This is a genomic window from Streptococcus panodentis, from assembly GCF_017884005.1.
In the GTDB taxonomy this organism is placed as follows: domain Bacteria; phylum Bacillota; class Bacilli; order Lactobacillales; family Streptococcaceae; genus Streptococcus; species Streptococcus panodentis.
Genome location: NZ_QFAY01000014.1, coordinates 14417 through 40552 on the forward strand (window position 1 = coordinate 14417; position 26136 = coordinate 40552).

General features: G+C 47.9%; 23 protein-coding genes and 1 pseudogene. 21 read left to right on the forward strand and 3 right to left on the reverse strand.

The features are described 5' to 3' along the window. Nucleotide 1: 1 nt before the first annotated feature. Complete coding sequence (locus tag DHL47_RS07420; RefSeq protein ID WP_209551429.1) at nucleotides 2-817, forward strand: endonuclease/exonuclease/phosphatase family protein; 816 nt, start codon at nucleotides 2-4, stop codon at nucleotides 815-817. A gap of 324 nt (nucleotides 818-1141) precedes the next feature. Here DHL47_RS07420 and DHL47_RS07425 read toward each other — a convergent pair whose 3' ends face one another. Then, the gene (locus DHL47_RS07425; protein ID WP_245335581.1) at nucleotides 1142-1735 is read right to left on the reverse strand and encodes an excalibur calcium-binding domain-containing protein; all 594 of its coding nucleotides are present in this window, start codon (nucleotides 1733-1735) and stop codon (nucleotides 1142-1144) included. A gap of 92 nt (nucleotides 1736-1827) precedes the next feature. Here DHL47_RS07425 and nrdR point away from each other — a divergent pair, with 92 nt between their 5' ends. The 15 genes and pseudogenes from nrdR to DHL47_RS07500 all read left to right on the forward strand — a co-directional run bounded on the left by nrdR (nucleotide 1828) and on the right by DHL47_RS07500 (nucleotide 18938). After that, entirely contained in the window at nucleotides 1828-2301 is a 474-nt protein-coding gene (nrdR, locus tag DHL47_RS07430) for a transcriptional regulator NrdR (protein ID WP_128835518.1), read from the forward strand. After that, nucleotides 2302-3450, forward strand: a complete 1149-nt coding sequence (locus tag DHL47_RS07435) for a replication initiation and membrane attachment family protein (RefSeq protein ID WP_209551430.1) — start codon at nucleotides 2302-2304, stop codon at nucleotides 3448-3450. After that, nucleotides 3451-4350: a primosomal protein DnaI gene (gene dnaI / locus DHL47_RS07440; protein ID WP_128835522.1), complete on the forward strand. Its 900-nt coding sequence runs from the start codon at nucleotides 3451-3453 to the stop codon at nucleotides 4348-4350. Then, nucleotides 4347-5060: an NADPH-dependent oxidoreductase gene (locus DHL47_RS07445; RefSeq protein WP_209551431.1), complete on the forward strand. Its 714-nt coding sequence runs from the start codon at nucleotides 4347-4349 to the stop codon at nucleotides 5058-5060. Before dnaI ends, DHL47_RS07445 begins: the two co-directional genes overlap by 4 nt. A 248-nt stretch (nucleotides 5061-5308) precedes the next feature. Beyond that, a complete protein-coding gene (gene der, locus DHL47_RS07450) occupies nucleotides 5309-6619 on the forward strand; it encodes a ribosome biogenesis GTPase Der (protein ID WP_209551432.1) in 1311 nt (436 codons plus the stop codon). A 526-nt stretch (nucleotides 6620-7145) separates the two neighbouring features. Next, a pseudogene (locus DHL47_RS07455) lies at nucleotides 7146-10258 on the forward strand (pilus expression-regulating Snf2 family helicase). A 41-nt stretch (nucleotides 10259-10299) separates the two neighbouring features. Continuing rightward, complete coding sequence (gene zapJ / locus DHL47_RS07460; protein WP_209551433.1) at nucleotides 10300-10959, forward strand: divisome accessory protein ZapJ; 660 nt, start codon at nucleotides 10300-10302, stop codon at nucleotides 10957-10959. A gap of 51 nt (nucleotides 10960-11010) precedes the next feature. Then, entirely contained in the window at nucleotides 11011-12345 is a 1335-nt protein-coding gene (gene murC / locus DHL47_RS07465; protein WP_128835531.1) for a UDP-N-acetylmuramate--L-alanine ligase, read from the forward strand. A 15-nt stretch (nucleotides 12346-12360) separates the two neighbouring features. Then, on the forward strand, nucleotides 12361-12876 hold the full coding sequence (locus DHL47_RS07470; protein WP_209551434.1) for a GNAT family N-acetyltransferase: 516 nt from the start codon (nucleotides 12361-12363) through the stop codon (nucleotides 12874-12876). Beyond that, nucleotides 12873-13394 carry a GNAT family N-acetyltransferase gene (locus tag DHL47_RS07475; protein WP_209551435.1) on the forward strand — a complete coding sequence of 174 codons (522 nt, stop codon included), beginning with the start codon at nucleotides 12873-12875 and terminating at the stop codon, nucleotides 13392-13394. Before DHL47_RS07470 ends, DHL47_RS07475 begins: the two co-directional genes overlap by 4 nt. Nucleotides 13395-13437: 43 nt before the next feature. After that, entirely contained in the window at nucleotides 13438-14937 is a 1500-nt protein-coding gene (gene mltG / locus DHL47_RS07480) for an endolytic transglycosylase MltG (protein ID WP_209551436.1), read from the forward strand. A 423-nt stretch (nucleotides 14938-15360) separates the two neighbouring features. Beyond that, the gene (gene greA / locus DHL47_RS07485) at nucleotides 15361-15843 is read left to right on the forward strand and encodes a transcription elongation factor GreA (RefSeq protein ID WP_128835538.1); all 483 of its coding nucleotides are present in this window, start codon (nucleotides 15361-15363) and stop codon (nucleotides 15841-15843) included. A gap of 542 nt (nucleotides 15844-16385) precedes the next feature. After that, a complete protein-coding gene (locus DHL47_RS07490) occupies nucleotides 16386-17006 on the forward strand; it encodes a GTP pyrophosphokinase (protein ID WP_209551437.1) in 621 nt (206 codons plus the stop codon). A gap of 5 nt (nucleotides 17007-17011) precedes the next feature. Continuing rightward, nucleotides 17012-17713, forward strand: a complete 702-nt coding sequence (locus DHL47_RS07495) for a response regulator transcription factor (protein ID WP_164828364.1) — start codon at nucleotides 17012-17014, stop codon at nucleotides 17711-17713. Next, nucleotides 17703-18938: a sensor histidine kinase gene (locus DHL47_RS07500; RefSeq protein WP_209551438.1), complete on the forward strand. Its 1236-nt coding sequence runs from the start codon at nucleotides 17703-17705 to the stop codon at nucleotides 18936-18938. Before DHL47_RS07495 ends, DHL47_RS07500 begins: the two co-directional genes overlap by 11 nt. 71 nt (nucleotides 18939-19009) lie before the next feature. Here DHL47_RS07500 and yidC read toward each other — a convergent pair whose 3' ends face one another. Then, complete coding sequence (gene yidC, locus DHL47_RS07505; RefSeq protein ID WP_128835546.1) at nucleotides 19010-19933, reverse strand: membrane protein insertase YidC; 924 nt, start codon at nucleotides 19931-19933, stop codon at nucleotides 19010-19012. 80 nt (nucleotides 19934-20013) lie between these two features. Beyond that, complete coding sequence (locus tag DHL47_RS07510; protein ID WP_209551439.1) at nucleotides 20014-20292, reverse strand: acylphosphatase; 279 nt, start codon at nucleotides 20290-20292, stop codon at nucleotides 20014-20016. A 357-nt stretch (nucleotides 20293-20649) separates the two neighbouring features. Between DHL47_RS07510 and DHL47_RS07515 the strand changes: the two genes are divergently transcribed. The 5 genes from DHL47_RS07515 to DHL47_RS07535 all read left to right on the forward strand — a co-directional run bounded on the left by DHL47_RS07515 (nucleotide 20650) and on the right by DHL47_RS07535 (nucleotide 25897). Beyond that, complete coding sequence (locus DHL47_RS07515) at nucleotides 20650-21390, forward strand: TrmH family RNA methyltransferase (protein WP_209551440.1); 741 nt, start codon at nucleotides 20650-20652, stop codon at nucleotides 21388-21390. A gap of 45 nt (nucleotides 21391-21435) precedes the next feature. After that, on the forward strand, nucleotides 21436-21927 hold the full coding sequence (locus tag DHL47_RS07520) for an HDIG domain-containing metalloprotein (RefSeq protein ID WP_128835548.1): 492 nt from the start codon (nucleotides 21436-21438) through the stop codon (nucleotides 21925-21927). Between the two features lie 30 nt (nucleotides 21928-21957). Continuing rightward, on the forward strand, nucleotides 21958-22641 hold the full coding sequence (locus DHL47_RS07525) for a Bax inhibitor-1/YccA family protein (protein ID WP_209551441.1): 684 nt from the start codon (nucleotides 21958-21960) through the stop codon (nucleotides 22639-22641). 410 nt (nucleotides 22642-23051) lie between these two features. Then, nucleotides 23052-24302, forward strand: a complete 1251-nt coding sequence (locus tag DHL47_RS07530) for a diaminopimelate decarboxylase (protein ID WP_209551442.1) — start codon at nucleotides 23052-23054, stop codon at nucleotides 24300-24302. Nucleotides 24303-25084: 782 nt separating this feature from the next. Then, entirely contained in the window at nucleotides 25085-25897 is an 813-nt protein-coding gene (locus DHL47_RS07535) for a glycerophosphodiester phosphodiesterase family protein (protein WP_128835555.1), read from the forward strand. Nucleotides 25898-26136: the final 239 nt, after the last annotated feature.

Sequence of the window (26136 nt, forward strand, 5' to 3'; positions counted from 1 at the left end):
CATGGCAAAATTCCTGACTTTAAATACTCATAGCTGGATGGAAGAAGAACAAGACAAAAAGCTCAATTGGCTAGCTGAGCGGATTCTTCAAGAACAATATGATGTCATTTGCCTGCAGGAAGTCAATCAATTAACGGAGTCTGAACAGGCTGTTCAGGCTCCGCTTTATCAGGCAGTGTCGGGCAGTATTGCCCTTCATCAGGATAACTACGCTCTCTGCCTGACGGAGAAATTATCCGCACAGGGACTGGATTACTACTGGTCCTGGGCCTATAATCACATAGGCTTTGACATTTATCATGAAGGGGTGGCAATCTTATCCAGAAAGCCGCTGGCTCCTAGAGAAATTTTGGTATCAGAAGTCAACAATCCTGCAGATTATCGGACGCGCAAGGTTCTGCTGGCGGAGACAGAGGTGGAAGGTCAGCTGCTGACGGCAGCATCCTGCCATCTGTCTTGGTGGGACAAGGGGTTTCAGAGCGAGTGGTCCAAGCTGCAAGCAGCGCTATTGAAAGCGGAGACACCTTTGCTTTTGATGGGAGACTTCAATAATCCAGCCGATCAGGAAGGTTATCAGACCATGTTGGCCAGCCCGCTGAACCTGCAGGACAGCCATACGGCTGCTGCAGAGGCTGTCGGAGAGGCGACGGTGGAAGGCGGTATCGCTGGCTGGGATCAGAATCAGTCTGCCCTGAAGATTGATTATATTTTCACCAGTCGGAGGATGAAGGCAGAACGCTCAGCTGTTGTTTTTGACGGTCAAAATGGTCCAGTTGTCAGCGACCACTTTGGTTTAGAAGCAGAGGTGAAAATTTAGAGAAAAGATGGTGGGACGCACCCTTGTGATGGCTGAGTTCTCACCGGCAAAAGAACAGGCAGGATAAAGTTTTTATTTCCAGCCAAATATGACGAAAGATTTTATTAAAAAACGCATAAAATCAGCGCTTTCGAACAGCCTGTTTTTATGCGTTTTTCTATTTACAGTCTTTTCCTTTGCTTTTGGCAATGGCGGTGGGACAGGCGCAGCCATCATGGGAGTCTGTCTCAGCCTCACTCCCCCGGACTGTTAAAGCAAGGCGAGTTAACGACGGAATAAAAGATAAACTAAATGACGATAAAAAGTTTTTGCTTGGTCTCTGGCTTATCGTTCACATCCGATACCGTCACCGTCTCGATCCAAGTGGCGGCCGTATCCAGGCTGGCCTTGATAGACTGGTGCAGCTCCGGCTGCTCTTGCTTCAGAACAATTTTTGTAGTAGACATTGGCTTGGGCTGCTTGTGCAGCAGCGGCTTCTTCTTGTTGCCTTTGTGCTTCGGCAGCTTTTTGAGCTTCTTCCTGTTGCCTTTGTGCTTCGGCAGCTTTCTGAGCTTCTTCCTGTTGCCTTTGTGCTTCGGCAGCTTTCTGAGCTTCTTCTTGTTGTTTTTTCGCTTCGGCAGCTTTCTGAGCTTCTTCTTGTTGTTTTTTCGCTTCGGCGGCTTTTTGAGCTTCTTCCCGTTGCCTTTGTGCTATTCGTTCCTGTTCCGCTTTTTCTGCAGCCTCTTTTTGTTGGCGCTCTTTTTCAGCTTTATTTTTTTCTTTTTGTGCCGATGACCGACTACTTGCTGAGCTAATTTTTGCAGAAGAGGAGGAGTTGGAAACGGCTTTGGTATCTTCTGTATTCGAAGAGCAGGCAGAAAGGGTAACGCAAGCCAGCAGGATACAAGAGCAAGCTGCAATGTTTTTCTTTGATAACATCAGATTCCTCCCTTTTTAGACCTCAAACTGCTGTCTTTTGTTATTCTTGAAAACGTGTTATAATGAAGTATTAAGATTCTAGGAGGGATGTCATGCGTTGTCCGAAATGTGGTGGGAGTAAGTCAAGTGTAGTGGACAGCCGGCAGGCTGAGGATGGGAACACCATCCGCCGCCGCCGTGAGTGCGAGGAGTGCCAGCACCGTTTTACAACCTATGAGCGTGTAGAGGAGCGGACCTTGGTTGTTGTCAAAAAAGACGGCACACGCGAACAGTTTTCTCGGGATAAAATTTTTAACGGGATTATCCGTTCTGCTCAGAAAAGGCCTGTATCAAGCGATGAAATTGAGACCATTGTCAATCGGATTGAGCAAAAGGTCCGCAGTCAGAGTGACAATGAAATCAACAGCGAATATATCGGTTCCTTGGTCATGGATGAGCTGGCCGAGCTGGATGAGATCACCTATGTCCGCTTTGCCAGCGTCTACCGGAGTTTCAAGGATGTAGGTGAGCTGGAAAGTCTGCTCAAGCAGATCACCAAGGGTTCCAAGAAAAAAAAGGAAAAATAAATGAAACCAAATCATCATTTTTCTTTCTTGCGCAATCATCTGGTCAGTCAGGATACGGGCAATTTTTCCCGGCTCTATCTTCCGATCTTAGGGAGGGAGGCGGCTGCTCTCTATCTTTATCTCTTGGCTTTCTGGGATAATGGCCAGAAAGAGCATCTGTTCAGCCATATTCTCAATCATCTGGATTTTGGGATGGACATTCTGGAAAGCAGTCTGGACCGCCTGAGTGCTATGCGGCTGCTCACTATTTATGAGGAAGAAGGTGCCTATGTGATGCAGCTTTATCCGCCCCTGTCTGCCGATGAATTTTTCCAGCATAATGTCTACAGCAAGCTGCTGGAGAAGAAAATTGGCGAGGCGGCCGCGGAAGCGCTGAGACCTGAGAACGCCAGCGGTCAAAAACGGATCAAGCCTTTTATGCAGGTATTTGGTCTGGAAAATCAGCAGCAGGAACGTCCCCGCCAGGTCAACGATTTTGACTTAGGGCACTTCAAGCAGCGCATGGCGCAGGAAAATCTGCGCTTTGCGGATGAAAAGGAAGACGTGCTGGAGCTTTTTGCCATAGCAGAGCAGAAAAAATGGACCTGGTATGAGACCTATCTCTTAGCTAAGGAAACAGCAGTTTCTCAGGTCATTTCTACCAAGCGCATGAAGCAGAAGCTGGCCCAGCGGCCTGTTGACAGCGAATTTAGCCAGCAGGAGCGTTCCATTATCCGGGAGGCAAAGAGCAAGGCGCCGATGATGTTTCTGGCAGAGATTAAGCAAACGCGTCAGGCAGCCATCACGCGGACTGAGCGAAAGCTCTTGCAGGATTTGGCAGAGCTGGGTCTCCTTGATGAGGTGATCAATGTCATTCTGCTGCTGACCTTTAATAAGGTTGATTCGGCCAATGTCAATGAAAAATACGCCCTTAAAGCCGCCAATGACTTTGCCTATCAGGGTGTCAAATCGGCTGAGGAAGCCGTTCTCAAAATCCGTGAGCGCCATCAGCAGGGCAGCAAAAAACCGGCCTTTTCCAAAGGACAGACCAGCAACGTACCTGACTGGAGTCAGCCGGATTATAAGAATGAAACCAGCGCTGAAAAGCAGGCTGAACTGGAAGAGCAAAAACGCCGGCTCTTAGCCAAACTTGAAGGAGGAAGCGACTAAATGGAAAAAATCGGACAGACCCTGCCTCATATGAATAAAGTGCGGCAGTTTGACTATCAGGAATTGGTCAAGCAGATCATGGCAGACCCTGATGTAGCAGCTTTTATCCAGCAGGAAGGCCTGTCGCAGGCTGAGATTCAGCGCAGCATTTCCAAGTTTAATCAGTATATCACGGAGCGCAACCGTTTTCTGCTGGGGGATGACAGTTACATTGCCAAGGGCTACAAGCCGGTCTTGGTTCGGAATGAAGGATATGCTGATGTTTCTTATGAGGAAACGCCGGAGCTGATTGAGCAGGAGCGGCAGGAGGCTGTTCGCAGCCGTCTTAATCTCATCAATCTGCCGGCCAGTCTCAAGGAAGCCAGTCTGGCTAAGATTGACTTGGATGATGTCGGCCGCTATCAGGCTTTTGAGCTTCTGACCAACTTTGTGGCTGACTATCCCGATTATCAAAAAGCTCTCTATCTCTACGGGGATTTCGGAGTTGGCAAGAGCTACATGATGGCAGCTCTGGCCCATGATTTATCGGAAAAGCGCAGTGTTTCTACGACTCTGCTGCATTATCCAAGCTTTGTTCTGGATGTGAAGAATGCCATCAGCTCCGGTCTGGTCAAGGAAAAGATTGACGGCGTCAAGACAGCGCAGGTGCTGATTTTGGATGACATTGGCGCCGAGCAGTCCAGCCCTTGGATGCGCGATGAAATTCTGCAGGTCATCCTGCAGCACCGCATGCAGGAAAATCTGCCGACTTTCTTTACCTCCAATTTCAGTTTTGCTGATTTGGAGCGGCATTTTGCTAATTCTAAGAATGGCGACGAGACCTGGCAGGCCAAGCGGGTCATGGAGCGCATCAAGTTCTTGGCCCAGGAAGTCCGTCTGGAAGGAGAAAACCGCCGATGAGTGAAACCATTGATTTAATGAAGCGTCATACTTCCGTCCGCCGTTTTAAGGATGAGCCCATTCCGGAAGCGGATGTGCGAAGCATGATTGATGCCGGCCGGGCTGCTTCCAGCTGGAAAAACTTCCAGTCCTACTCGGTCATTGTCGTCCGCAGTCAGGAGAAAAAGGAGGCCCTCTTTCAGCTAGTGCCTCAGGAAGCCATTCGGCAGGCTTCGGTCTTTCTGCTCTTTGTCGGCGACCTCAATCGGGCTCATAAGGGAGTGGAGCTCCATACGGACGCTTTTTACCCGCAGGGAACGGAAAATCTGCTGATCAGCTCAGTTGATGCGGCGCTGGCCGGGCAGAATACTCTGCTGGCTGCTGAAAGTCTGGGCTACGGCGGGGTGATAATTGGCTTGGTCCGCTATGCTTCCAAGGAAATCGCTCAGCTTTTCAGACTGCCAGACTACACCTATCCGGTTTTTGGCATCGCCTTGGGGAAACCGGCTCAGCAGCATGCGGTCAAGCCGCGCCTGCCCTATGAAGCAGTTGTCTTTGAGGAAGAATACCGGGAACAGAATGCAGCAGTTATTGAAACCTATGACCGGGTGCAGGCAGACTATGCCGGAGAACGGGCGAAAGAAAGCTGGAGCCAGCGTCTGGCTGCCCAGTTTGGCCAAGAACCGCACCCAGCCAGTCAGGAAAATCTAAAAGATAAAAAATTAGGATAAGTGAATAAAGTCAAGCAAAGCTTGATGTCAAAGCAGCGGCTTGTAAGAGTTGATACATCAATGAATCAGAAACCGCTCAGCAGTGGTTCATCGGCGCTGAAGCGCCTAACAAATTGTGCAGGGGGAAATTCTAGTTGATTAAAGTCAACAGGACCGCTCCCAACCACTGCGTCTTGTAAGTCAGACGATAGAACTATAGGAAGCTGGGGCTGTTGTCCCAGCCTTCATTCAGATGAAAGAGGAATAAGATGGCCTTACCAACTATTGCCATTGTCGGCCGGCCCAATGTCGGCAAGTCAACACTGTTCAACCGGATTGCCGGTGAACGGATTTCCATTGTGGAGGACGTTGAGGGAGTGACTCGGGACCGGATTTACACGACGGCTGAGTGGCTCAACCGCAAATTCAGCATGATTGACACCGGAGGGATTGATGATGTGGATGCGCCTTTTATAGAGCAAATCAAGCATCAGGCAGAAATTGCCATGGAAGAAGCCGATGTCATTGTCTTTGTCGTATCTGGAAAAGAGGGGATTACCGACGCAGATGAGTATGTAGCCCGTATGCTCTACAAGACCCATAAACCGGTTATTCTGGCAGTCAACAAGGTCGACAATCCGGAGATGCGCAGTGAGATTTTTGATTTTTACGCTCTGGGTCTGGGCGATCCCTTCCCGCTTTCCTCCGTTCACGGGATTGGCACCGGGGATGTGCTGGATGCCATTGTGGAAAATCTGCCCAACGAAGAAATTCGGGAAAATCCCGATATGATTAAGTTCAGCCTGATTGGCCGGCCCAATGTCGGCAAGTCCAGTCTGATCAATGCTATTCTGGGAGAGGAGCGGGTCATTGCCAGTCCGGTGGCCGGTACGACCCGCGATGCCATTGATACAGTCTTTACTGACAGTGAGGGTCAAGAGTTTACCATGATCGACACGGCAGGCATGCGCAAGTCGGGCAAGGTCTATGAGAATACGGAGAAATACTCCGTCATGCGGGCTATGCGGGCCATTGACCGCTCAGATGTAGTCCTCATGGTGCTCAATGCTGAAGAGGGCATTCGCGAGTACGACAAGCGAATTGCCGGCTTTGCCCATGAGGCTGGCAAGGGAATCATTATCGTGGTCAATAAATGGGATACCTTGGAAAAAGATAACAAAACCCTGCAGAACTGGGAAGCGGACATCCGCGACCAATTCCAGTACCTGTCCTACGCTCCTATTGTCTTTGTCTCTGCTTTGACCAAGCAGCGGCTGCACAAACTGCCGGAGTTGATCAAGCAGATCAGCCAGAGCCAGAATACCCGCATTCCGTCGGCTGTCCTCAATGATGTCATCATGGATGCCGTTGCCATCAATCCGACCCCGACCGACAAGGGCAAACGCCTCAAGATTTTCTATGCGACCCAAGTATCGGTCAAACCGCCGACCTTTGTCATTTTTGTCAACGAAGAAGAGCTCATGCACTTTTCTTATCTGCGTTTTCTGGAAAATCAAATCCGCAAGGCCTTTGTCTTTGAAGGTACGCCTATCCATTTGGTTGCAAGGAAGCGGAAATAAGACCTTTGTTCAGAAATGGATGGGGAAAATGCCTGCTTTCCTTTTCCGGCAAAGAGCAGAAGCAGCCGTTTACTGCTAAGACAAGGGGTCCGCTTATCTTTTGTGATGCCGTTGCTTCCAACAAGTCCGGGCGGTCTGTTGGAGCTTGTGAATAAAGCAAAGTAAAACTTGATGCCAAAGCAGCGGCTTGTAAAAGCTGATGAATCAACAGATGAGCAGCTGCTCAGCGGTGATTGATGGTGCTAAAGCCTCTAATGAACTGTGCAGGGGAGATGCTGCTTGTCTAAAATCAGCAGAATTTCTCCCAGCCACTGCGTCTGGTCCATTGAACAATCGAAATAGAGGAAGCTGGGTACTTGTTGTCCCAGCCTCTTTTTCAGTAAAATAGGAAAGGACAGGAGTGTTCGGGAGCTGGAAGCGGTCCGGACGGAGAAGAGAGGGCAAGCTGAAAATGTTGTTGCTTTCTCTTTTTATGTTTTATATCTGAATTATGGTATAATAGTAGGATAAATGTAAGGTGGTAGTTATGGCTAAATTAATTCCTGGTAAGATCCGAACGGAAGGGATTGCTCTTTTTGAAAGCAAGAAGGTGGTCATTCTTGAGGTCAGAGACTCTTTGTTATACGCACGTGTGGATGATTTTAATCTGCGCTACAGCTTGGATGATGATGTGATTTTCTGCTCTTGTGATTTCTTTAAGAAGAAGAAATACTGTGCCCATCTGGCTGCTCTGGAATATTTTCTGAAAAATGACCCGTCCGGCAAGGATGTGCTGGACAGTATGGAGAAGAAGGAGTCGACCAGTCAGGAAACGCAGAAATTAGTGTCTATCGGCAGTCTCTTTTTGGATAAGATTTTGCCGGAAAAGAGGGAGCAGGAAGTGCGCTATGAGCTCTCTGCCACCGGTCAGGAAGACTCCTATACCGGTCAGTTTTTGTGGAGTCTCCGTATCAGCCGGCTGCCGGATGAGCGTTCTTATGTGGTTCGGGATATTCTGTCTTTCCTGCGGACACTGGACAAGGGCGGACACTATCAGATTGGCAAGAGCTATTATGAGCCGATTCATATGGAAAATTTTGATGAGGCCAGTCAGGACTTAATCGAATTTTTACAGGGACTGACAGAGGATTATCAAGGGCAGGATGCTTCCTTGGTGTTTCCCAACGCAGGGCGCAACCTTTATTTTCCGGCCAGTCTTTTTGAGGAAGGCGTCACCCGCCTGATGAATCTGGCTTCTTTCCGTCTGGATTACAGTCTCTATGATTATGCGGAAGTTTTCTTCCAAGATCTGCACGAGGAAGCAGACATCTATCATTTTCAGGTGGAAGCAGATGAGGAGTATTTTGAGCTGGCCATTGCAGAGAAGCACTATAAGCTGCTCTACGACGGCCGATATATCTTCTACGGCGATACCTTCTATCAGCTCAATCAGCAGCAAATCAAACTGGTCAAGGCGTTGCGGGAGCTGCCGCTGGAGCAGGACCGTATGAAGCGCCTGCAGTTTGATCTGACAGAGCAGAGCAAGCTGGCCAGCAGTCTGGGTGACTTTCGGACGGTTGGCCGGGTAGAAGCGCCTGAGCGGCTGATTATCCATGATTTTCAAGCCAGCTTTGCTTTTGGTCTTGGTCAGGACCAGCGGCTGATTTTAGATGTGGCTTTTGACTACGGCGACAGGACGGTTACCAACCGCCGAAGCTTGGAACGTCTGCCTTTTGCCAGCAATTTTGAGCAGGAGCAGCGGATTTTCCGGGAGATGCTGGCTGCCGGTTTTATAGCTGATTTTTACAGCCAGCGCCCGCCGCTTAGGCCGGAGGAGATTTACCATTTCTTCTCTGCTGTTATTCCGCGTTTTGAAGCTTTGGGGCAGGTCAGTCTGTCCGAGGAGCTGCAGGCACTCTCTCATGTAGAGCAGCCGGCAATTTCAATCAACATGACCGGCGGTCTGCTGGAAATCGGCTTTGATTTTGCCGGCATTGACCAGTCAGAGATTGATGCTGTGCTGGATTCGCTCTTTGGTGAGCAGGATTTCTTTATCAGCAAGAATGGGCAGGTTCTGATCTTTGATGAAGAGACCAAGCGCATCAGCCGCACCCTGCAAAACCTGCGAAGCCAATCTTCTAAAAACGGCGTCATCCAGGCCCACAGTCTTGCCGCCTATCACCTGTCTGAATTTTTCAAGGGCAAAGACAGGGTCCAGTTTTCACAGGATTTTCAGCAGCTGGCCTATGATTTGACCCATCCGGAGACTTTCGCTCTGCCGGCTGTCAAGGTCAAGGCCGAGCTGCGCGATTATCAAGAGACGGGGATCAAATGGCTGTCTATGCTGGACAAGTACGGTTTTGGCGGGATTTTGGCCGATGATATGGGGCTGGGTAAGACTCTTCAGACCATTTCATTTCTCAGCTCGCGCTTGGATCAGTCCAAGAGGGTCTTGATTTTAGCGCCGTCCAGCCTGATTTACAACTGGAGTGATGAGCTTGCCAAGTTCGCTCCGGACTTAGATGTGGCAGTTGTTTACGGTCTGAAGAATGTCCGCGATGAGCTGATTGCCCAGAACCGCCAGATTACCATTACCAGCTACGCCTCTTTTCGGCAGGATGTGGAAGAATACCGGGGACTGCGGTTTGATTATCTGATTTTGGACGAAGCGCAGGTGATGAAGAATGACCAGACCAAAATAGCCCAGTACCTGCGGGATTTTGAGGTAGCCCATACCTATGCCCTGTCGGGAACGCCGATTGAAAATCATCTGGGCGAGCTCTGGTCTATCTTTCAGATTGTACTGCCGGGACTTCTGCCCAGCAAGAGGGAATTTCTCAAGCTGCCGCCTGAAACGGTAGCCCGCTACATCAAGCCATTTGTGATGCGGCGGAAGAAAGAGGATGTTCTGCAGGAGCTGCCTGACCTGATTGAAGTGACCTATCGCAATGAGCTGGCAGACAGTCAGAAGACCATTTATCTGGCCTTGCTCAAGCAGATGCAGGACAGAATCATGCAGGCGACAGAAGATGAGCTCAACCGCAGCAAGGTAGAAATTTTGTCCGGCCTGATGCGCCTGCGGCAGATTTGCGATACGCCTCAGCTCTTTATGGAAGACTATCAGGGCGAAAGCGGCAAGCTGGAAAGTTTGCGCGAACTTCTCGAACAGATACAAGACGGTAATCGCCGTGTCCTCATATTTTCACAATTTCGTGGTATGCTGGACATTATTGAGTCAGAATTGAACACTCTGGGGATGGATTCCTTCAAGATTACAGGCTCTACCCCGGCCAAGGAGCGTCAGGATATGACGACAGCCTTCAACCAAGGCCAGCGCTCTGCCTTTCTGATCTCGCTCAAGGCAGGCGGCGTCGGCCTCAACCTGACCGGAGCGGATACGGTGATTCTGGTAGACCTCTGGTGGAATCGGCGGTCGAAGCCCAGGCCATCGGCCGGGCCCACCGTATCGGTCAGGAGCGCAATGTGGAAGTTTACCGCATGATTACCCGGGGAACGATTGAGGAAAAAATTCAGGAGCTGCAGGAGAATAAGCGCAATCTGGTGTCCACTATTTTGGATGGTTCAGAGACCCGCTCCAGTCTTTCCTTGGAGGAAATTCGGGAAATTCTGGGAATTTCTGCAGAATCGCTTGAAAAATAGCTTGAATAGTTTATAATAATGAAGGGTTGAAAGGAAAACATATGACTGATAAACAATTTCCTCAGATTGCTGACGATGAGATCATGCTGACGGAAATGCCGCACATGAATCTCTATGATGAGTTAGACCTCATCAGCAATATTATGGGAGACTACACAGACCGTAATTATTTGGAGTGGAAGCCCATTGTGGACTCCAGCAGACACGCTCCGCTGGCTGCCAGTCAGACTGTCAGACGGCCGGTGCAGAAGCAGGCGGTTATCAAGGATTTTAAAAAGCCGATTGATAAGAAAGATCCGGCTATCCGCTATGCTGAGCAGGCGCGTGAGGAAGCCCGGGCGGATTTGAAAAAGAAGCGCTCGGCCCCTTATCTGACCGGTGAGATTCCTAATAAAATCCGCAACAGAAAGGTTCCGGCTGTGTCCAGTCAGGAAAGACCCAAGCCAACGGCTCCCTTCCAAAAGAGCCAGTCAGGTGAATTTACCAGATTCGGCGACAAATTAAGGCAGGAAACCTATATTCTGGCAGACATCCAGCCAGACTACAGACCGCAGCCGCAGGAAGTGCAGGAAAAGCCTCAGAAAAATAATTATGATTTCCTGAAAACCAGTCAGATTTACAACAAGGACAAGGTCTTGGAAGACCATTCGAAGCACAGCAAGGCCCAAGAGCTGGATCTGACCCATTTTGATAACGAATAAGAGCAGACGCAGGACAGTCGTTTTGATGTCTTTCAGTCTTAAGGAGAAAGTATGACCAAAACCTATCATTTTATCGGGATTAAGGGCTCTGGAATGAGTGCCTTGGCTTTGATGCTGCACCAGATGGGCCATAAGGTTCAGGGGAGCGATGTCGATAAATATTATTTTACCCAGCGCGGGCTGGAAAAAGCAGGGATTCGCATTCTGCCTTTCAATGAGAAAAATATTCAGGCAGACTATGAAATCATTGCCGGCAATGCCTTTCGGCCGGATAATAATGCAGAGATTGCCTACGCAGATGCCAATGGTATCGGCTATAAGCGCTATCATGAATTTTTGGGCAGTTTCATGCGCGGCTTTGTCAGTCTGGGAGTGGCCGGTGCCCACGGCAAGACTTCAACGACCGGTATTTTATCCCATGTCCTCTCCAATATCACCGATACAAGCTATCTGATTGGGGATGGAACTGGCCGCGGATCTGCCAATGCCAAGTATTTTGTTTTTGAGTCGGATGAGTATGAGCGGCATTTTATGCCCTATCATCCGGAGTATTCGATTATTACCAATATTGACTTTGACCACCCAGACTACTTTACCAGTCTGGAAGATGTTTTCAATGCCTTCAATGACTATGCCAAGCAAATCAGCAAGGGCCTCTTTATTTACGGAGAGGATGAGCAGCTGCGCCGGCTGACTTCCAATGCGCCGATTTATTACTACGGTTTCAAGGAGGAGGGCAATGACTTTGTAGCTCACGATCTGCTGCGCTCGACCAGCGGCTCTGACTTCAAGGTTTCTTTCCGCGGTCAGGAATTGGGGGAATTCCACATCCCGACATTCGGCCGCCACAATATCATGAATGCGACGGCGGTTATCGGCCTCTTATATATCGCTGGATTTGACCTTGATTTGGTGCGGGAGCATCTCAAGACTTTCGGGGGCGTTAAGCGCCGTTTCACCGAAAAGGTTGTCAATGGCACCGTCATTATCGACGACTTTGCCCACCATCCGACAGAGATCATTGCAACTCTGGATGCGGCCCGTCAGAAATACCCGAGCAAGGAAATTGTAGCGATCTTTCAGCCTCATACCTTTACACGGACCATTGCCCTTTTGGATGAATTTGCAGAAGCCCTCAATCAGGCGGATTCGGTTTATCTGGCTCAGATTTACGGATCTGCGCGGGAAGTGGACAAGGGTGATGTCAAGGTCGAAGATCTGGCCGAAAAGATTGTCAAACGGGCTCAGGTCATTGATGCAGACAATGTATCGCCGCTTCTGGACCATTCCAATGCCGTTTATGTCTTTATGGGGGCTGGTGATATTCAGACCTATGAATATTCCTTTGAGCGCCTTCTGTCCAATCTGACCAGCAATGTTCAGTAAGGAGGAACAGGATAAATGAAGAGTCCGATAAAGATCAGAAATGCTCAGCTGTCAGACTGGGAGGAGCTGGTTCGCCTGGAAAGCCTCAATTTCTCTGAGGAGGAAGCAGCCAGCCCGGCAGCGCTGAAAGAGCGGATTGAACGGATTGCCGATACCTTTCTGGTGGCTGAGCTTCATGGTCAGATTGCGGGTTATGTCGTAGGGCCGGCTGTTTTCTCGCGTCATCTGACAGATGATTTGTTTGCCAAAGTTACAGCTAATCCCAAGGAAGGCGGCTTTATCGCTATCCAGAGTCTGTCTGTCAGCCCGGATTTTCAGGGGCAGGGAGTGGGGACCCTGCTGCTGGCAGCTCTCAAAGAAAGAGCAAGCCAGCAAAACCGTCAGGGAATCAATCTGACCTGCCATGACGACCTGCTTCCTTATTATGAAATGAACGGTTTTAGGGATGAGGGGATTTCAGACTCTGTCCATGGCGGAGCGGTTTGGTTTGATATGGTCTGGGAAAATCTCCGCTATGAGGGAGCGCTATGATTATACGGCGAGCAGAATTGGCGGATTTGGATGCTATTTATGCTATTGAACTGGAAAATTTCAGCCCAGAAGAAGCCGTTAGCCGAGAGAGTCTGTCGGCTCATATCCAGACTCTGTCTACTACCTTTTTGGTGGCAGAAAAAGACGGAAAACTTCTGGGGTATCTGGAAGGCCCAGTTCGGCCAGAACGCTATTTAAAAGATGTTTCTTTTACAGAGGAGATAGAGGACTACGGCCATCTGGAAGGCGGCTTTATCTCCCTTACCAGCCTGTCTGTTTCCAAGGAAGCGCAGGGATTGGGTGTGGGCCGGCTGCTGCTGGAGGCGATGAAGGACATTGCCCGAAAGGAGGAGCGCCATGGTATCAATCTGACCTGCCACGACTATCTGACAGCCTACTATGAAAAACACGGCTTTGTCAACGAAGGACTGTCAGCATCAGTCTATGCTGATGAAATCTGGTATGATATGGTCTGGGAAAATCCCCGCCGCAGCCCGGATACCAAGGATAAAATCTAAATAAGCCTTAACTTTGTTGCTTTTATCAGGCATTTAAGATATAATGTTAGGGATTATGATGAAGGAGGTCAAATTTTTGACTGAAAATTCACAAGATAAAGAAAAAAATCTGAGCTTCAGAGAACAGATTTTGAGAGATTTAGCCGAGGGAAACGGAGACAGGCATTCTCAGCCGGAAGCCGGTCAGGAAAGCCAGCCGGCTCAGGCTGCTCCTGAACAGGCTGTCCCTGCAGATCATGACATTGAAGCAAGACCTGCTGCGGTAGATGTTTCCTATAAGACTGCAGAAGAAGAGAAGGCACAGCCAAAGGTTTACGGCCAGGCTGAGCAGAAACCGACCGAAAATCTTTCCCGTGCCAACCGTGCCAACAATACTGTGAAGAAAAAACGCCAGAATAAACTGGCCCGCAGGATTATGACCACGGTCCTCATCATTGTTTTGCTGGGGCTGGCGATTGTCGGTGTTGTCGGCTACGGCTATGTTACTTCTGCTCTGAAGCCTGTCGATGCCAATGCGACTGAATATGTGACCATTGAGGTGCCGGAAGGCTCCAGCTCTAAGATGATTGGAGAAATTTTGGAGAAGAACGGCCTGATAAAAAATGCTCAGGTCTTTAACCTTTACTCTAAAATCAAGAGCTATGGCGATTACCAGTCAGGCTATTACAACCTGCAAAAGAGCATGGATCTGGATACCATTGCCAAGAAACTGCAGGAAGGCGGGACAGATACGCCGCAGCCGCCGGTTGTCGGCAAGGTCACGATTCCGGAGGGCTACACACTGGAGCAGATGGCGGAGGCTGTTACAGCCAATGCCGCAGCCGTCTCTAAGAAGAGCAGCGCAACGCCTTTCACAAAGGATGACTTCTTGGCTAAGGTTCAGGACGAATCTTTCATTGCCAAAATGGCAGCCAAGTATCCGCAGCTGCTGGCAACCCTGCCCAGCAAGGACAGCGGCGTCAAGTATCGCTTGGAAGGCTATCTCTTCCCTGCTACTTACGACTACGGAGAGGACACAGATGTTGAGAGCTTGATTGACCAGATGCTGGCTGCTATGGACAGCACCCTGTCTCCTTACTACTCCACCATCGAGTCTAAGAATCTGACGGTCAATGAAGTGCTGACCATTGCTTCACTGGTTGAAAAGGAAGGCTCAACAGACCAAGACCGCAAGGATATTGCCAGCGTTTTCTACAACCGTCTCAACCAAGCCATGCCGCTGCAGAGCAATATTGCGATTCTTTATGCTCAGGGCAAGCTCGGCCAGAAGACAACGCTGAAAGAAGATACTGAAATTGATACCAACATTGACTCACCTTTCAATGTATACAAAAATGAAGGCCTGATGCCTGGACCGGTCGACAGCCCGAGCCTGTCAGCCCTGGAAGCAACTATCAATCCAAGTAAGACAGACTACCTCTACTTTGTTGCCAATGTAGAAACAGGAGCTGTTTACTTTGCCAATACTTATGAAGAACATGCTAAAAATGTCGAAGAGCATGTCAACAGCAAAGTCGCCCAATCCAGCAGCAGCTCCAGCTGATGCTGAAAGAAAACCAAGTTTTGGATAAAAGGATGGTTTGCTTTTCAAGGAGCAGCTATCAGGATCCGGTCGGAGAGGGCTAAGCCAGTCCGGCCGGGTGTTTAACGATGATAAAATCAGGGGTAGGAATCAAAGGTTCCCGGCCCCTGTTTTAAACAGACACAGTTCTGTTAGAGTCTTTTCGTTTGCTTTTAGCAGTGAAATGGTCTCCCAGACCGTTTCACTCTCTAGGCTGTCTAAGCTAACAAAGCAATAAAAGACAAACTAATGACGATACGCAATGAAAATCGAAGCTGACTCTAGCAGCTCACCTTGATGAAGGATGGTTCTGCCTTTGTCGATTTGCCTGGTCAAAAATTGATATTCTTTGCGTATGAAAAATTAAAAGACTAACAATAATAAGAGAAAAGAGAAAAAGAAACAATGGCTGAAAAAACTTATCCTATGACCCGCGAGGAAAAGGAAAAATTAGAAAAAGAATTAGAAGAATTGAAATTGGTCCGCCGTCCGGAAGTGGTGGAACGGATTAAGATTGCCCGCTCTTACGGCGACCTGTCTGAAAACAGCGAATACGAAGCGGCCAAAGATGAGCAGGCCTTTGTCGAAGGCCAGATTTCCAGTCTGGAAACCAAAATCCGCTATGCTGAGATTGTAGACAGCGATGCCGTGGCCAAAGATGAAGTGGCGATTGGCAAAACCGTTACCATTCAGGAAGTGGGCGAAAGCGACGAAGAAGTCTATATCATCGTCGGCTCTGCCGGTGCAGATGCCTTTGCCGGCAAGGTTTCCAATGAAAGCCCGATTGGACAGGCTTTGATCGGCAAAAAAACAGGCGATACAGCAACGGTTGAAACTCCGGTCGGCAGCTACGATGTTAAAATTCTGAAAGTCGAAAAAACAGTTTAAGAAGAAAAAAAGCAGCAGCAGCTGTTTTTTTCGTTTACTTTAAGGCAGGAGGTGTACTGTCATATTCAAAGAAAATCCTCAGCAAACCAGACAGGAGCAGACAGGATGGCAGCTGCAGTTTCCATACAAACAGTGTCGGTGCCAGCCAATCTAACAAGGGAATAAAAGATAAACTGAAATGAGGATAAAACAGAAAGCCTGCTCTTTGGCTGCTCTATGAGACAAAAATTTTCACACATGAAACAAAGTAAAAACAGAGAAATGACAGATGGATATGCTATAATGAGAACAGAAAAGATTTCGGAACACAGGTTCTTATACCGGCATCAGACGAAGAGTCATCTGCTCAAAAGATTCAGTGGGGTTTTGAGGCTGCAGATATCGTCATTTAGTTTATCTTTTATTGCTTTTTTAGCCCGCCTTGCCGTACGCCAGTACTGTCTGCGGCTCGCTGCCTCGTACTAAAAGCAAACGAAAAGACTATAAAAGAAACAGACAGCGGTTGGTGTTGATTTTCGAAGAGTATTAGTCAGGAGTTGAGCATGCAAGAGCAGGATATTTATGGGAAATACGGTGAGTATCTGCCTCGAATCTTAGAAGACCTCAGTCAGCGGATTCAGGCGGCTAATCAGCAGGTCAAAAGGGAGACAGGGCACAAGCTCTTTGAGCATTTCAGTGCGCGGGTCAAGGATGCAGACAGCATGCTGGAAAAATGCCAGCGCAAGCATCTGACTCCGAGTCCGGAAGCCGCTCTCCGGCAGATTCGTGATGCTATCGGTATCCGTATTGTCTGCGGTTTTATTGATGATATTTACCAAACCATTGAGCTGCTGCGGGAGCTGGACGGCTGTCAGATTATTTTGGAGAAGGACTATATTGAGACGGCCAAGCCCAATGGCTACCGCTCCTATCATTTGATTTTGGAAGTCGAAACGCCCTATGAGGACTGTCAGGGCCGCATTCCCGGCCGCTATTTTGCCGAAATCCAGCTCCGCACGATTGCCATGGACTCCTGGGCCAGCCTGGAGCATCAGCTCAAGTATAAGCAGGAAATCAAGGACAGCAAGCGAATCGTCCGGGAGCTCAAGCGCTGTGCGGATGAGCTGGCTTCCTGTGATGTTACCATGCAGACTATCCGCAATCTGATCCGAGAAAGTGAGTAAGCCTGATGAAAATACTATTAGCAGAAGACGAACAGCAGCTGTCCCGCGTTTTGGAAATGGCCATGACGCGGGAAGGCTATGAGGTAGATACCGCTTTTGACGGTCAGGAAGCGGTGGATTTGGCTAAAAAGAAGGCCTATGATCTGATGATTTTGGATATTATGATGCCGCTAAAGACAGGGATTGAAGCCTTAAAGGAAATCCGCCAGTCCGGCGATAGGACCCATGTCATCATGCTGACAGCCATGTCAGAGGTGGACGATAAGGTGACGGGTCTTGATGCTGGGGCTGATGACTATCTGACCAAGCCTTTTTCGCTCAAGGAACTGCTGGCCCGGCTGCGCTCCATGTCCAGACGCGTTGAAGCCTTTACCCCTAATCTGCTGCAGGTGGGACAGACCAGCCTTAATGTCGGAGAGCAGGAGCTGGCCAGTTCCAATTCTATCCGTCTGGCCGGCAAGGAATCCAAGATGATGGAGTTTTTCATGCTGAATGCCGGCAAAGAGCTGTCTACGCAGGAGATTTTCCGCCATGTCTGGTCCAATGATCAGGACGAGGAGTTGGATGAGGGGTTTGTCTGGATTTATATCTCCTACCTGCGGCAAAAGCTGAAGGCTATCCATGCCGATTTGGCTATTTCGGGTGAAGAGGGGGGCAGCTTTGCCTTGGTGCCGCTGGACGGGGAAGGAGCAAGCCATGTTTCGTAAGCTTAGGATTCGCTTTATTCTGATTGCTACGGTCGCTATCACAGGTATCCTCTTTCTGCTGGTCGGAGTATTCAACTCTGTCCGTTTTTTGCAAATGAATGACGAGATTCAGGCAGTTTTGAATATCCTTTCGGATCATAACGGTGATTTTCCCAGTGTGGAGGAAACGGCCGAAAGCCTGCAAAACGACCGCATCACCATTGATACCATTTATCAGTATCGTTATTTCAGCGTGGTCTACAATAAAGACAAGACCGTCTATTCCTCCAATCTGGAGCATATATCCAATCTGACCCAGGAGCAGGCTCTCAACTATGCCCAGGCGGTTGTCACCGGCAGCCGTACGAGCGGAATTTTCAATGTCGGCAATCAGTTTTATTCCTATCAGGTGACTCAGGATGCAAAGACCAAACGCTATCTGGTCGTTATCCTGAATTCGACGAATTATCTGGAAGACCGCAACGACTTTTTCTGGCTGTCGATTCAGCTGTCGCTCTATAGTCTGCTCTTCTTCGTTCTGGCTGTTTCCGTCGTTTCCAGCTTTGCCATTCGTCCCTATATCAGGAACCATGAGAATCAGAAACGCTTTATCACCAATGCTGGTCACGAGCTAAAAACGCCTCTGGCCATCATTTCGGCCAATACGGAGCTGCAGGAGCTGATGACGGGTGAAAATGAGTGGACAGCAAGCACCAAGGATCAGGTAGAGCGGCTCAGCAATCTCATCAATCAGATGGTCGTTCTGTCCCGCCTAGAAGAACAGCCGGATCTTACTCTGGTAGATGTTGACTTTTCCCAAGTGGCTCAAAAAGCAGCCAATAACTTCAAATCTGTCATTGAAAAAGCCGGCAAGAATTATGAAATCAAGCTGCAGGAGGGCATTCATGTCAAGGCGACTGAGGATGAACTCTATGAGCTGGTCAGCATTTTGATTGACAATGCCTGCAAATATTGCGATGAGGGCGGGCAGATTTTTGTGACTCTGACCAAGGCGAAGCGCGGGAAAAGAGCTCGTCTGACTGTCGCTAACAGCTATGCTGACGGGAAAAATGTGGACTACAGCCGTTTCTTCGACCGCTTCTATCGGGAAGATGAGTCCCACAATCACAGACAGGGCGGTTACGGTATCGGCCTGTCCATGGCAGAAAGTCTGGTCCGGGTTTTTAAAGGAAAGATTTCTGTTTCCTACAAAAAAGGTCTGATTGGCTTTACTGTCCTTCTATAAGCAAAAAACGAGGCTGAGACAAAATGTCTCAGTCTCGTTTTTATGATCAAAAGCTCTTAAAGTTTGTTGCTTTATCTGGACCGCTGCTTGCCGGCATTGCGGTTCTTTTTCTTCTTGCTCTTTTGCTCGATGGCCGGCTGTGCCTGTGGAGTAACATCTTTAGCGCGGCTGGCTTTTTTCAGGCCTTTAGGAGGATTTTTTTCAAATTCTTCTGCCACCTGCTTTCTCAGACGCGGACGGATGAGATAGTTGATGATAAACTGCTGGATGATCTGGATGCAGCCGCCGACTACCCAGTAGAGAGTCACTGCTGCTGAAGAGAAGACGGAGAAGACAACAATCATGATTGGGCTCATAAAAGAGGCTTGTTTCATGCTGTTTCTCTGAGTTTCATCTTCGATTCCGTGCAGGGAGAGTACAGACTGGATATAGTAGAGCACTCCGACAATAGCTGTCAGTCCCCAGTCGCTTTTGGACAGATCGCCAATCCAGAGGAAGGAGCTGCCTGCCACTCCTTGAGTATACTGAGCTGCAAAGAAGAGGGCAGAGAAGAAAGGCATCTGGATGAGCAGGGGCAGACAGCCCATGCCGCCAAACATGCTGAGGCCGTTTTCTTTCTGAGCCGCCATGAGCTCCTGCTGGGCCTGCAGTTTTTCTTCCTGTGTTTCTGCATTCTTGACCCGTTCCTGAATCGGAGCAAAAATCGGCTTGAAGTAGTTCATCTTCTCAGACTGCAGCGTTGCTTTCCAAGACTGGTAAATTCCCAGCGGCAGGATAATAATCCGCACGATGAGGGTAACGATGATGATGGCCAAGCCATAGCCCAGACCGGCATTTTTAGCAAAAAACTGAATGCCGTCTGCCATTGGCTGGCCAATCACGTCCCAAATCAGGCCAGAAGGATTGCCGGCCTTATCCCGGCCGACACAGCCAGACAGGACCAGAAGGGCAGCCAGTCCCATCGCTGAGAATAAGAATCTTTTAATTTTTTTCACGTTTTCTTTCCTTTGTTTCTTAAAAATAATACCTATCTATTCTACTGTTTTTTTGCAAAATATACAATAGTTCTGCAGACCTAATTTGAAATTTTAAAGTCTGTATAGGAGTCAAAGTTAGCCATGGTAACATCTAAATAGCTGACTTTAGAGAAAGGAGTAGGGCCCTTGCGGATTTCCTGGATAAATTTGGCCATGAGTGCCGGTGTTTCAGCCTGGGCCAGAATCCCAACGGTGCCGTCGTCGTTATTCCAGACCCGGCCGGTGATTCCGCCGATTTCAAGTGCCAGAGAGTAAACCCCCCAGCGAAAACCAACCCCCTGCACACGGCCTTGGGCAGTCATTTTTACTTTTTGCATGGTAGCCTCCTGAATGAATTGGAAATGGATTGGACCGAGAAGCCAGAGCAGATGGATACTCTTTCTGTTTGCTGTTCAAAGACAGTCAAAGATGACAAGGCAAAGCAGCGCAGCCAGCGGAGCTTTTTGACAATTCCTAGCGGAAGCTTTATCTGTCCCCTCAAAACCTCCGCTGGAGCTTTTGAGCAGCTCGCTTCCTCGTTTGCTGATGATTGTCATTGAGTATGAGACGATTGAGAGTAAATCTTCCCTAAAGAAGTAGCATCTTGGCTTTTCAAAGAGTATCAGCATTCTCATCGTTTGAGCAATCGGCCCTCAGTATCAGTGCAATCCGACAAATTGTGATATAATGTACTTATGAATATTATAACCTCAAAAGCCAATAATGTGGTAAAAAAAGCTAAAAAACTGCATCAAAAAAAATACCGCAGGGCTTCCTATCTAATCGAGGGCTGGCATCTTTTTGAGGAAGCGGTGAAGGGTCAGGCTGAGCTGATTCGGATTTTTGCCTTGGCAGACTATGCAGAGCAGCTGGCGGCCTTTCCCCAGACAGTCTTTGTCAGTCCGGATATTCTGGCAGACCTGGCAGACAGCAAGACCCCGCAGGGAATTGTGGCAGAAATTGCTCTTGACCAAGAGGAACCGCCTGCAAGCCTGTTTGGGCGCTGTCTTTTTCTGGAGGATGTTCAGGATCCGGGCAATGTCGGTACCATGATTCGCACAGCGGATGCTGCTGGCTTTGATGCGGTTGTTATTTCCAGTCATTCAGCTGATATTTACAGTCTCAAGACCCTGCGCTCTATGCAGGGCAGCCATTTTCACCTGCCTGTTTACCGCATGGAGACGGCCGCTTTCATTGCCTTGGCTCGGGCTTCTCACCTGCCGCTCTTGGCAACGACTCTGTCGGAAGATTCCCTTGATTACAGGGAATTGAGCAGACCCGAAAAGTTTGCGCTGGTTATGGGCAATGAAGGCCAGGGCATCAGCCCAGAAATAGCAGACGCAGCAGATGTTTTGGTCCATATTTCCATGAAGGGCCAGGCTGAAAGCCTGAATGTTGCAGTCGCAGCCGGCATTTTGATTTTTTTCTTAAGCTAAAATTCAGAAAATGAGGTATAATAGAAAGCAATTGGAGGTGATGCGATGCCTTACAGGGAGGACAAGGAATTTATGGCTTATGTTGGCCGTCTGCTTGAGCAGCCCAGTGTTCAGCGTTTAAAGGAAATTCCCCACCATATTCATTCCAACCGACTTGAACATTCTATCAATGTCAGTTATACTAGTTATAGAATTGCTAAAAAGCTTGGCTGGAATGCCCGCAGTACGGCCCGCGGCGCTCTGCTGCATGATTTATTCTACTATGACTGGCGGGTGACCAAGTTTAAAAAAAGCCATGCTTGGGTTCATCCCCGCTTAGCCGTTCGCAATGCCCGCAAAATTACCAAATTAAATAAAGTCGAAGAGGATATTATTGTCAAGCATATGTGGGGGGCAACCCTTGCACCGCCGCGTTACAGGGAGTCCTATATCGTGACCATGGTTGACAAATACTGTGCTGTCAAAGAAGCGACAGAGCCTTGGCGGCGGAAAATTGGTAATCGCAAATTGTTTCATCGCAGAATGATGAAACCCTGAATTTCAGTGTACAATGATAAAGGAGAAACTATGAATCATACAATTATCCACGATAAGACGGATGTTAATACCTTCTATGCTAAAATCTATTCCTTGGTCGGAATCGGTCTGGGAATTTCGGCTTTTGTCTCAGCCTTGATGCTGACCCTCTTTCAGGACGTCATTATTTCTGTTCTGACAGGCTCCATTTGGATCTTTTACGCAGCTGGTGCAGCTGAGCTGATTCTGGTCCTGGTGGCTTCGGGAATGGCTCTGAGAAACAGCAGTGCAGCGCTGCCTATTTTCCTGCTCTATTCTGGGCTCAATGGTTTTACCCTCAGCATTATCATGGCTCTGTATACCCAATCAACCGTTCTGTCCGCCTTTGTGACGGCTACCATTATGTTCTTTATCATGGCCTTTATCGGCAAGGTGACCAAAAAAGACCTTTCTGGTATCGGGAAAGCCTGTATGGCGGCTCTGATTGGCCTGATTGCTGCTGGTCTGGTTAATATCTTTCTGCAAAGTTCGATGATGGACTTTATTACCAGCATCATCGGAGTAGTCGTGTTTTCAGGTTTGATTGCTTGGGATAATCAGAAAATCCGTTATGTCTATGAGCAGACCAATGGCAATCCCGGCAATGGCTGGGCCGTTTCCCTTGCGCTTTCGCTCTATCTGGACTTTATCAATCTTTTCCTCAATCTGCTGCGTATTTTTGGCAGAAGGGATTGAGGAGCTATTTAGAGGCTGAGACAGACTCCCATGATGGCTGTGTCCTCACCCACAGAGGGATGAATCTTTTGGAAGATACCGTATAAAAAGTCCTTCAGTTTCGCTTTGTTTTGGTAAAAAACTCTTGACGCGGTAGCTGATTGCTCAAAGCACTGCTTTGAGGTTACGGATGAAACATCCGTTAGGATGTGTCAAGACTGTTCGTCTTTTAGACTCCAAAAAGCTCCTAATCATCCTCGCGGGGCTGGGACGACGAACTAAATTTTTAAAAATTTAGTTCTGTCCCACCGCCTTTTTTATTTTTATTTTACAAATTGGAGCTATACAGAGTCAGGCAGCGTTCAGGCCTTTTTGTTTCCCCTGCTTTTTTATGATATAATGAAGCAAGCAAAGAGAAAGCAGGAAAGAGTATGAAAAGACCTTTTATCAGCCGCCAAGCATTAGCCCAGATCACAGAGGAGTTTCCCACGCCTTTCCATCTCTATGACGAGAGAGGGATTCGGGAGACGGCGCGTGCTCTGCATCAGGCTTTTGCCTGGAATCCAGGCTTTAAGGAGTATTTTGCAGTCAAAGCTACGCCGAATCCCACTATCCTCAGGATTTTGCAGGAAGATGGCTGCGGGCTAGACTGTGCCAGCTATGTGGAACTGCTGATGAGCCAGAAATTGGGCTTTGCCGGGCCGGATATCATGTTTTCCTCCAATAACACTCCGGCAGAGGAATTCCAATTTGCCCGCCAGCTGGGAGCGACCATAAACCTTGACGCTTACGAAGATGTGGCTTTTCTGAAAGAGACTGCGGGCATTCCCAAGGTCATTTCCTGCCGCTACAATCCCGGCGGAGTCTTTGAGCTGGGAACCAGCATTATGGACAACCCAGAAGAGTCCAAGTTTGGGATGACCAAGGCGCAGCTGATTCAGGCTTTTAAAGAGTTAAAGGAGCTGGGTGCTGAGCAGTTTGGAATCCATGCCCTCTTGGCCTCTAATACTGTCAGCAACGACTACTATCCTGAATTGGCCCGCCAGCTTTTTGAGCTGGCTGTAGAAGTAGTGGCTGAGACAGGAGTCGAGCTGGACTTCATCAATCTCTCGGGCGGCATCGGTATCAACTACCGGCCCGAAGAAGAGGCCAATGACATTGCCGCTATCGGCGCAGGCGTTCGTCAGGCCTATGAAGAAATCCTGGCACCGGCAGGACTGGGGCAGGTCAAGATTTATACCGAGCTGGGCCGCTTTATGCTGGCGCCGCATGGTCTTTTGGTCACCAAAGTAACCCATAAGAAGCAGACCTACCGTACCTATCTGGGGGTGGATGCGTCAGCGGTCAATCTGCTGCGTCCGGCCATGTACGGCTCTTATCATCATATCACCAATATGGACCGTCCTGACGGGGAAACGGAGCTGGTCGATGTGGTCGGCAGCCTCTGTGAAAATAATGATAAATTTGCCGTTCAGCGCCGGCTGCCTGTCAGTCAGATCGGCGACACGCTGGTCATCCACGATGCCGGTGCCCACGGTTTTTCTATGGGCTATCAGTACAATGCCAAGCTCCGCTCCAGCGAAATTCTCCTGCAGGAAAACGGCCAAGCCCGCATGATTCGCCGGGCAGAAAGACCCGAAGATTATTTTGCGACGCTCTATGGCTTTGATTTTGAAAAATAGAGAAAATTTGGTATAAAAGTCTCTCAAACCAGATGACAGTTTTATATAGAATTCTCTTGGGTCAAATGATTATATAGACTGCTTTTCTATTGAAAGGATACCTGAAATTGCGAGTCAGGACGATATTGTTTTAGTGATTTCTTTAAATGGCAGTTTAGAAGAGACAAATGCAATTTTATTAAAGGCCAAAGGGAATGAAGCTAAGACTGTTGCCAGTACAAATCTATCGATTAGTTGATTGATTATACATTGCATGTTTATAACACCCCACTATTCAGGAAAGATTAAGCTCACACTCGAAGCTCTATTTAATGAGTAATATCTTATACGAAAAATATTACGGCTCTATACTATCTGGAGTGGATCTACCCACTACAGAAATTATAGAGCCTATTTTTATAGCCAAAAATTCTTAACCCAGCAGATCGTGACTAACTATTTGAGGTGGTGAATAAGATTTAGTTTTTCCCAAACCCTCAACAGTTTAACAGGTTGCTGAAGCTTGCGACGTTGGGCCAAGAACTAAAAATTGAACAGTTTTAGTTCTTATACAGAGAGCGGGCCAGACTTCCGACATGCAAGTCAACCCTCCATTTTTTTGCACAAAAATTGATACGTTCCAAACCAATGCCTTATAATTAGAAAATACATTGGAAAATTCTGCGGAGAAAACACTTTTATTCATATATTCAGAAGAAAAACAACAAAAATAATTGACACGTTCCAAAAATAATGTATAATAAAATGTAAGGGGTTACATTTTAAAAGATAAGGAGGACTTTATGGAATCTCTTTTAGAGTTACGCAAAAAAGGCGTTATTGTTGCAGCCCATAGGGGTACTAGCGGTGGGAATGTCATTCAAAATACTGCTTTAGCTTATATAAATGCTCTGAGGCATGGAGCTGATATGGTTGAAGTGGACGTGATACGCTCAACTGATGGAAAATTCTATGGCTTTCATGATGGGCAAGAAGACATTGTTTTTGGTGAGAAGCTCAATATACTCAAGATGAGTTCAGCTGAAATTGATAAGCAGCCAGTCCGGAATACTTCGGGAGAATTTATTTCTCAAAGAGTAGAAAGTTTGGATTTCATTTTCAGTAAGCTGTACGGGAAATGCTGGATTAATATTGATCGCAGCTGGTTTTATTGGGACACTTTTTTAGATAAATTAAAAGATAGTGAACTTTTGAATCAGTTATTGCTAAAAGCACCTGCTAAGAAAGAATATCTAGATATGCTGGTTCAGTCAGGTTTAAAGATTCAGTTTATGCCGATTGTAGCGACGAAAGAAGAACTGGATTTGGTTCTGTCTTACCAAGAGCTTGAACTTGCAGCTATAGAATTGATTTTTGAAAATTTTGATTCAGAACTTTTGAAAAAAGACACTATAGAATCTTTGAAGCGAAAAAATATTTTATTGTGGGTCAATGCTTTAACTTTAAATGATACTATTTTACTATCTGCTGGTCTAGATGATAATCTTGCGATTATAGAAGGCGCAGAGGAAAGCTGGGGACGGTTGATGGATCTTGGTTTTGACATTATTCAGACAGACTGGCCTTTATTATTAAAAAACTATAACAAGGGTTAAAATTATTTACTAATACTCTTTGAAAAACTCTTCAAACTGCATCAGTGTCGCCTTGCTTTACCAGTCCGGGGGAGTGAAAAGGTCTGGTAGACCTTTACAGCCCGAACCTAGAAACGAGATAGTGAGGTAGAAAGGTTGCGGATAAGGCAAGCGAAGCTTGTATCAGCCGCAAGACTTTGACTGACTTTGTCAGTCTTATCCGCGCCTCAACAATCTCCCAGACTGTTGAGCAACCTGCG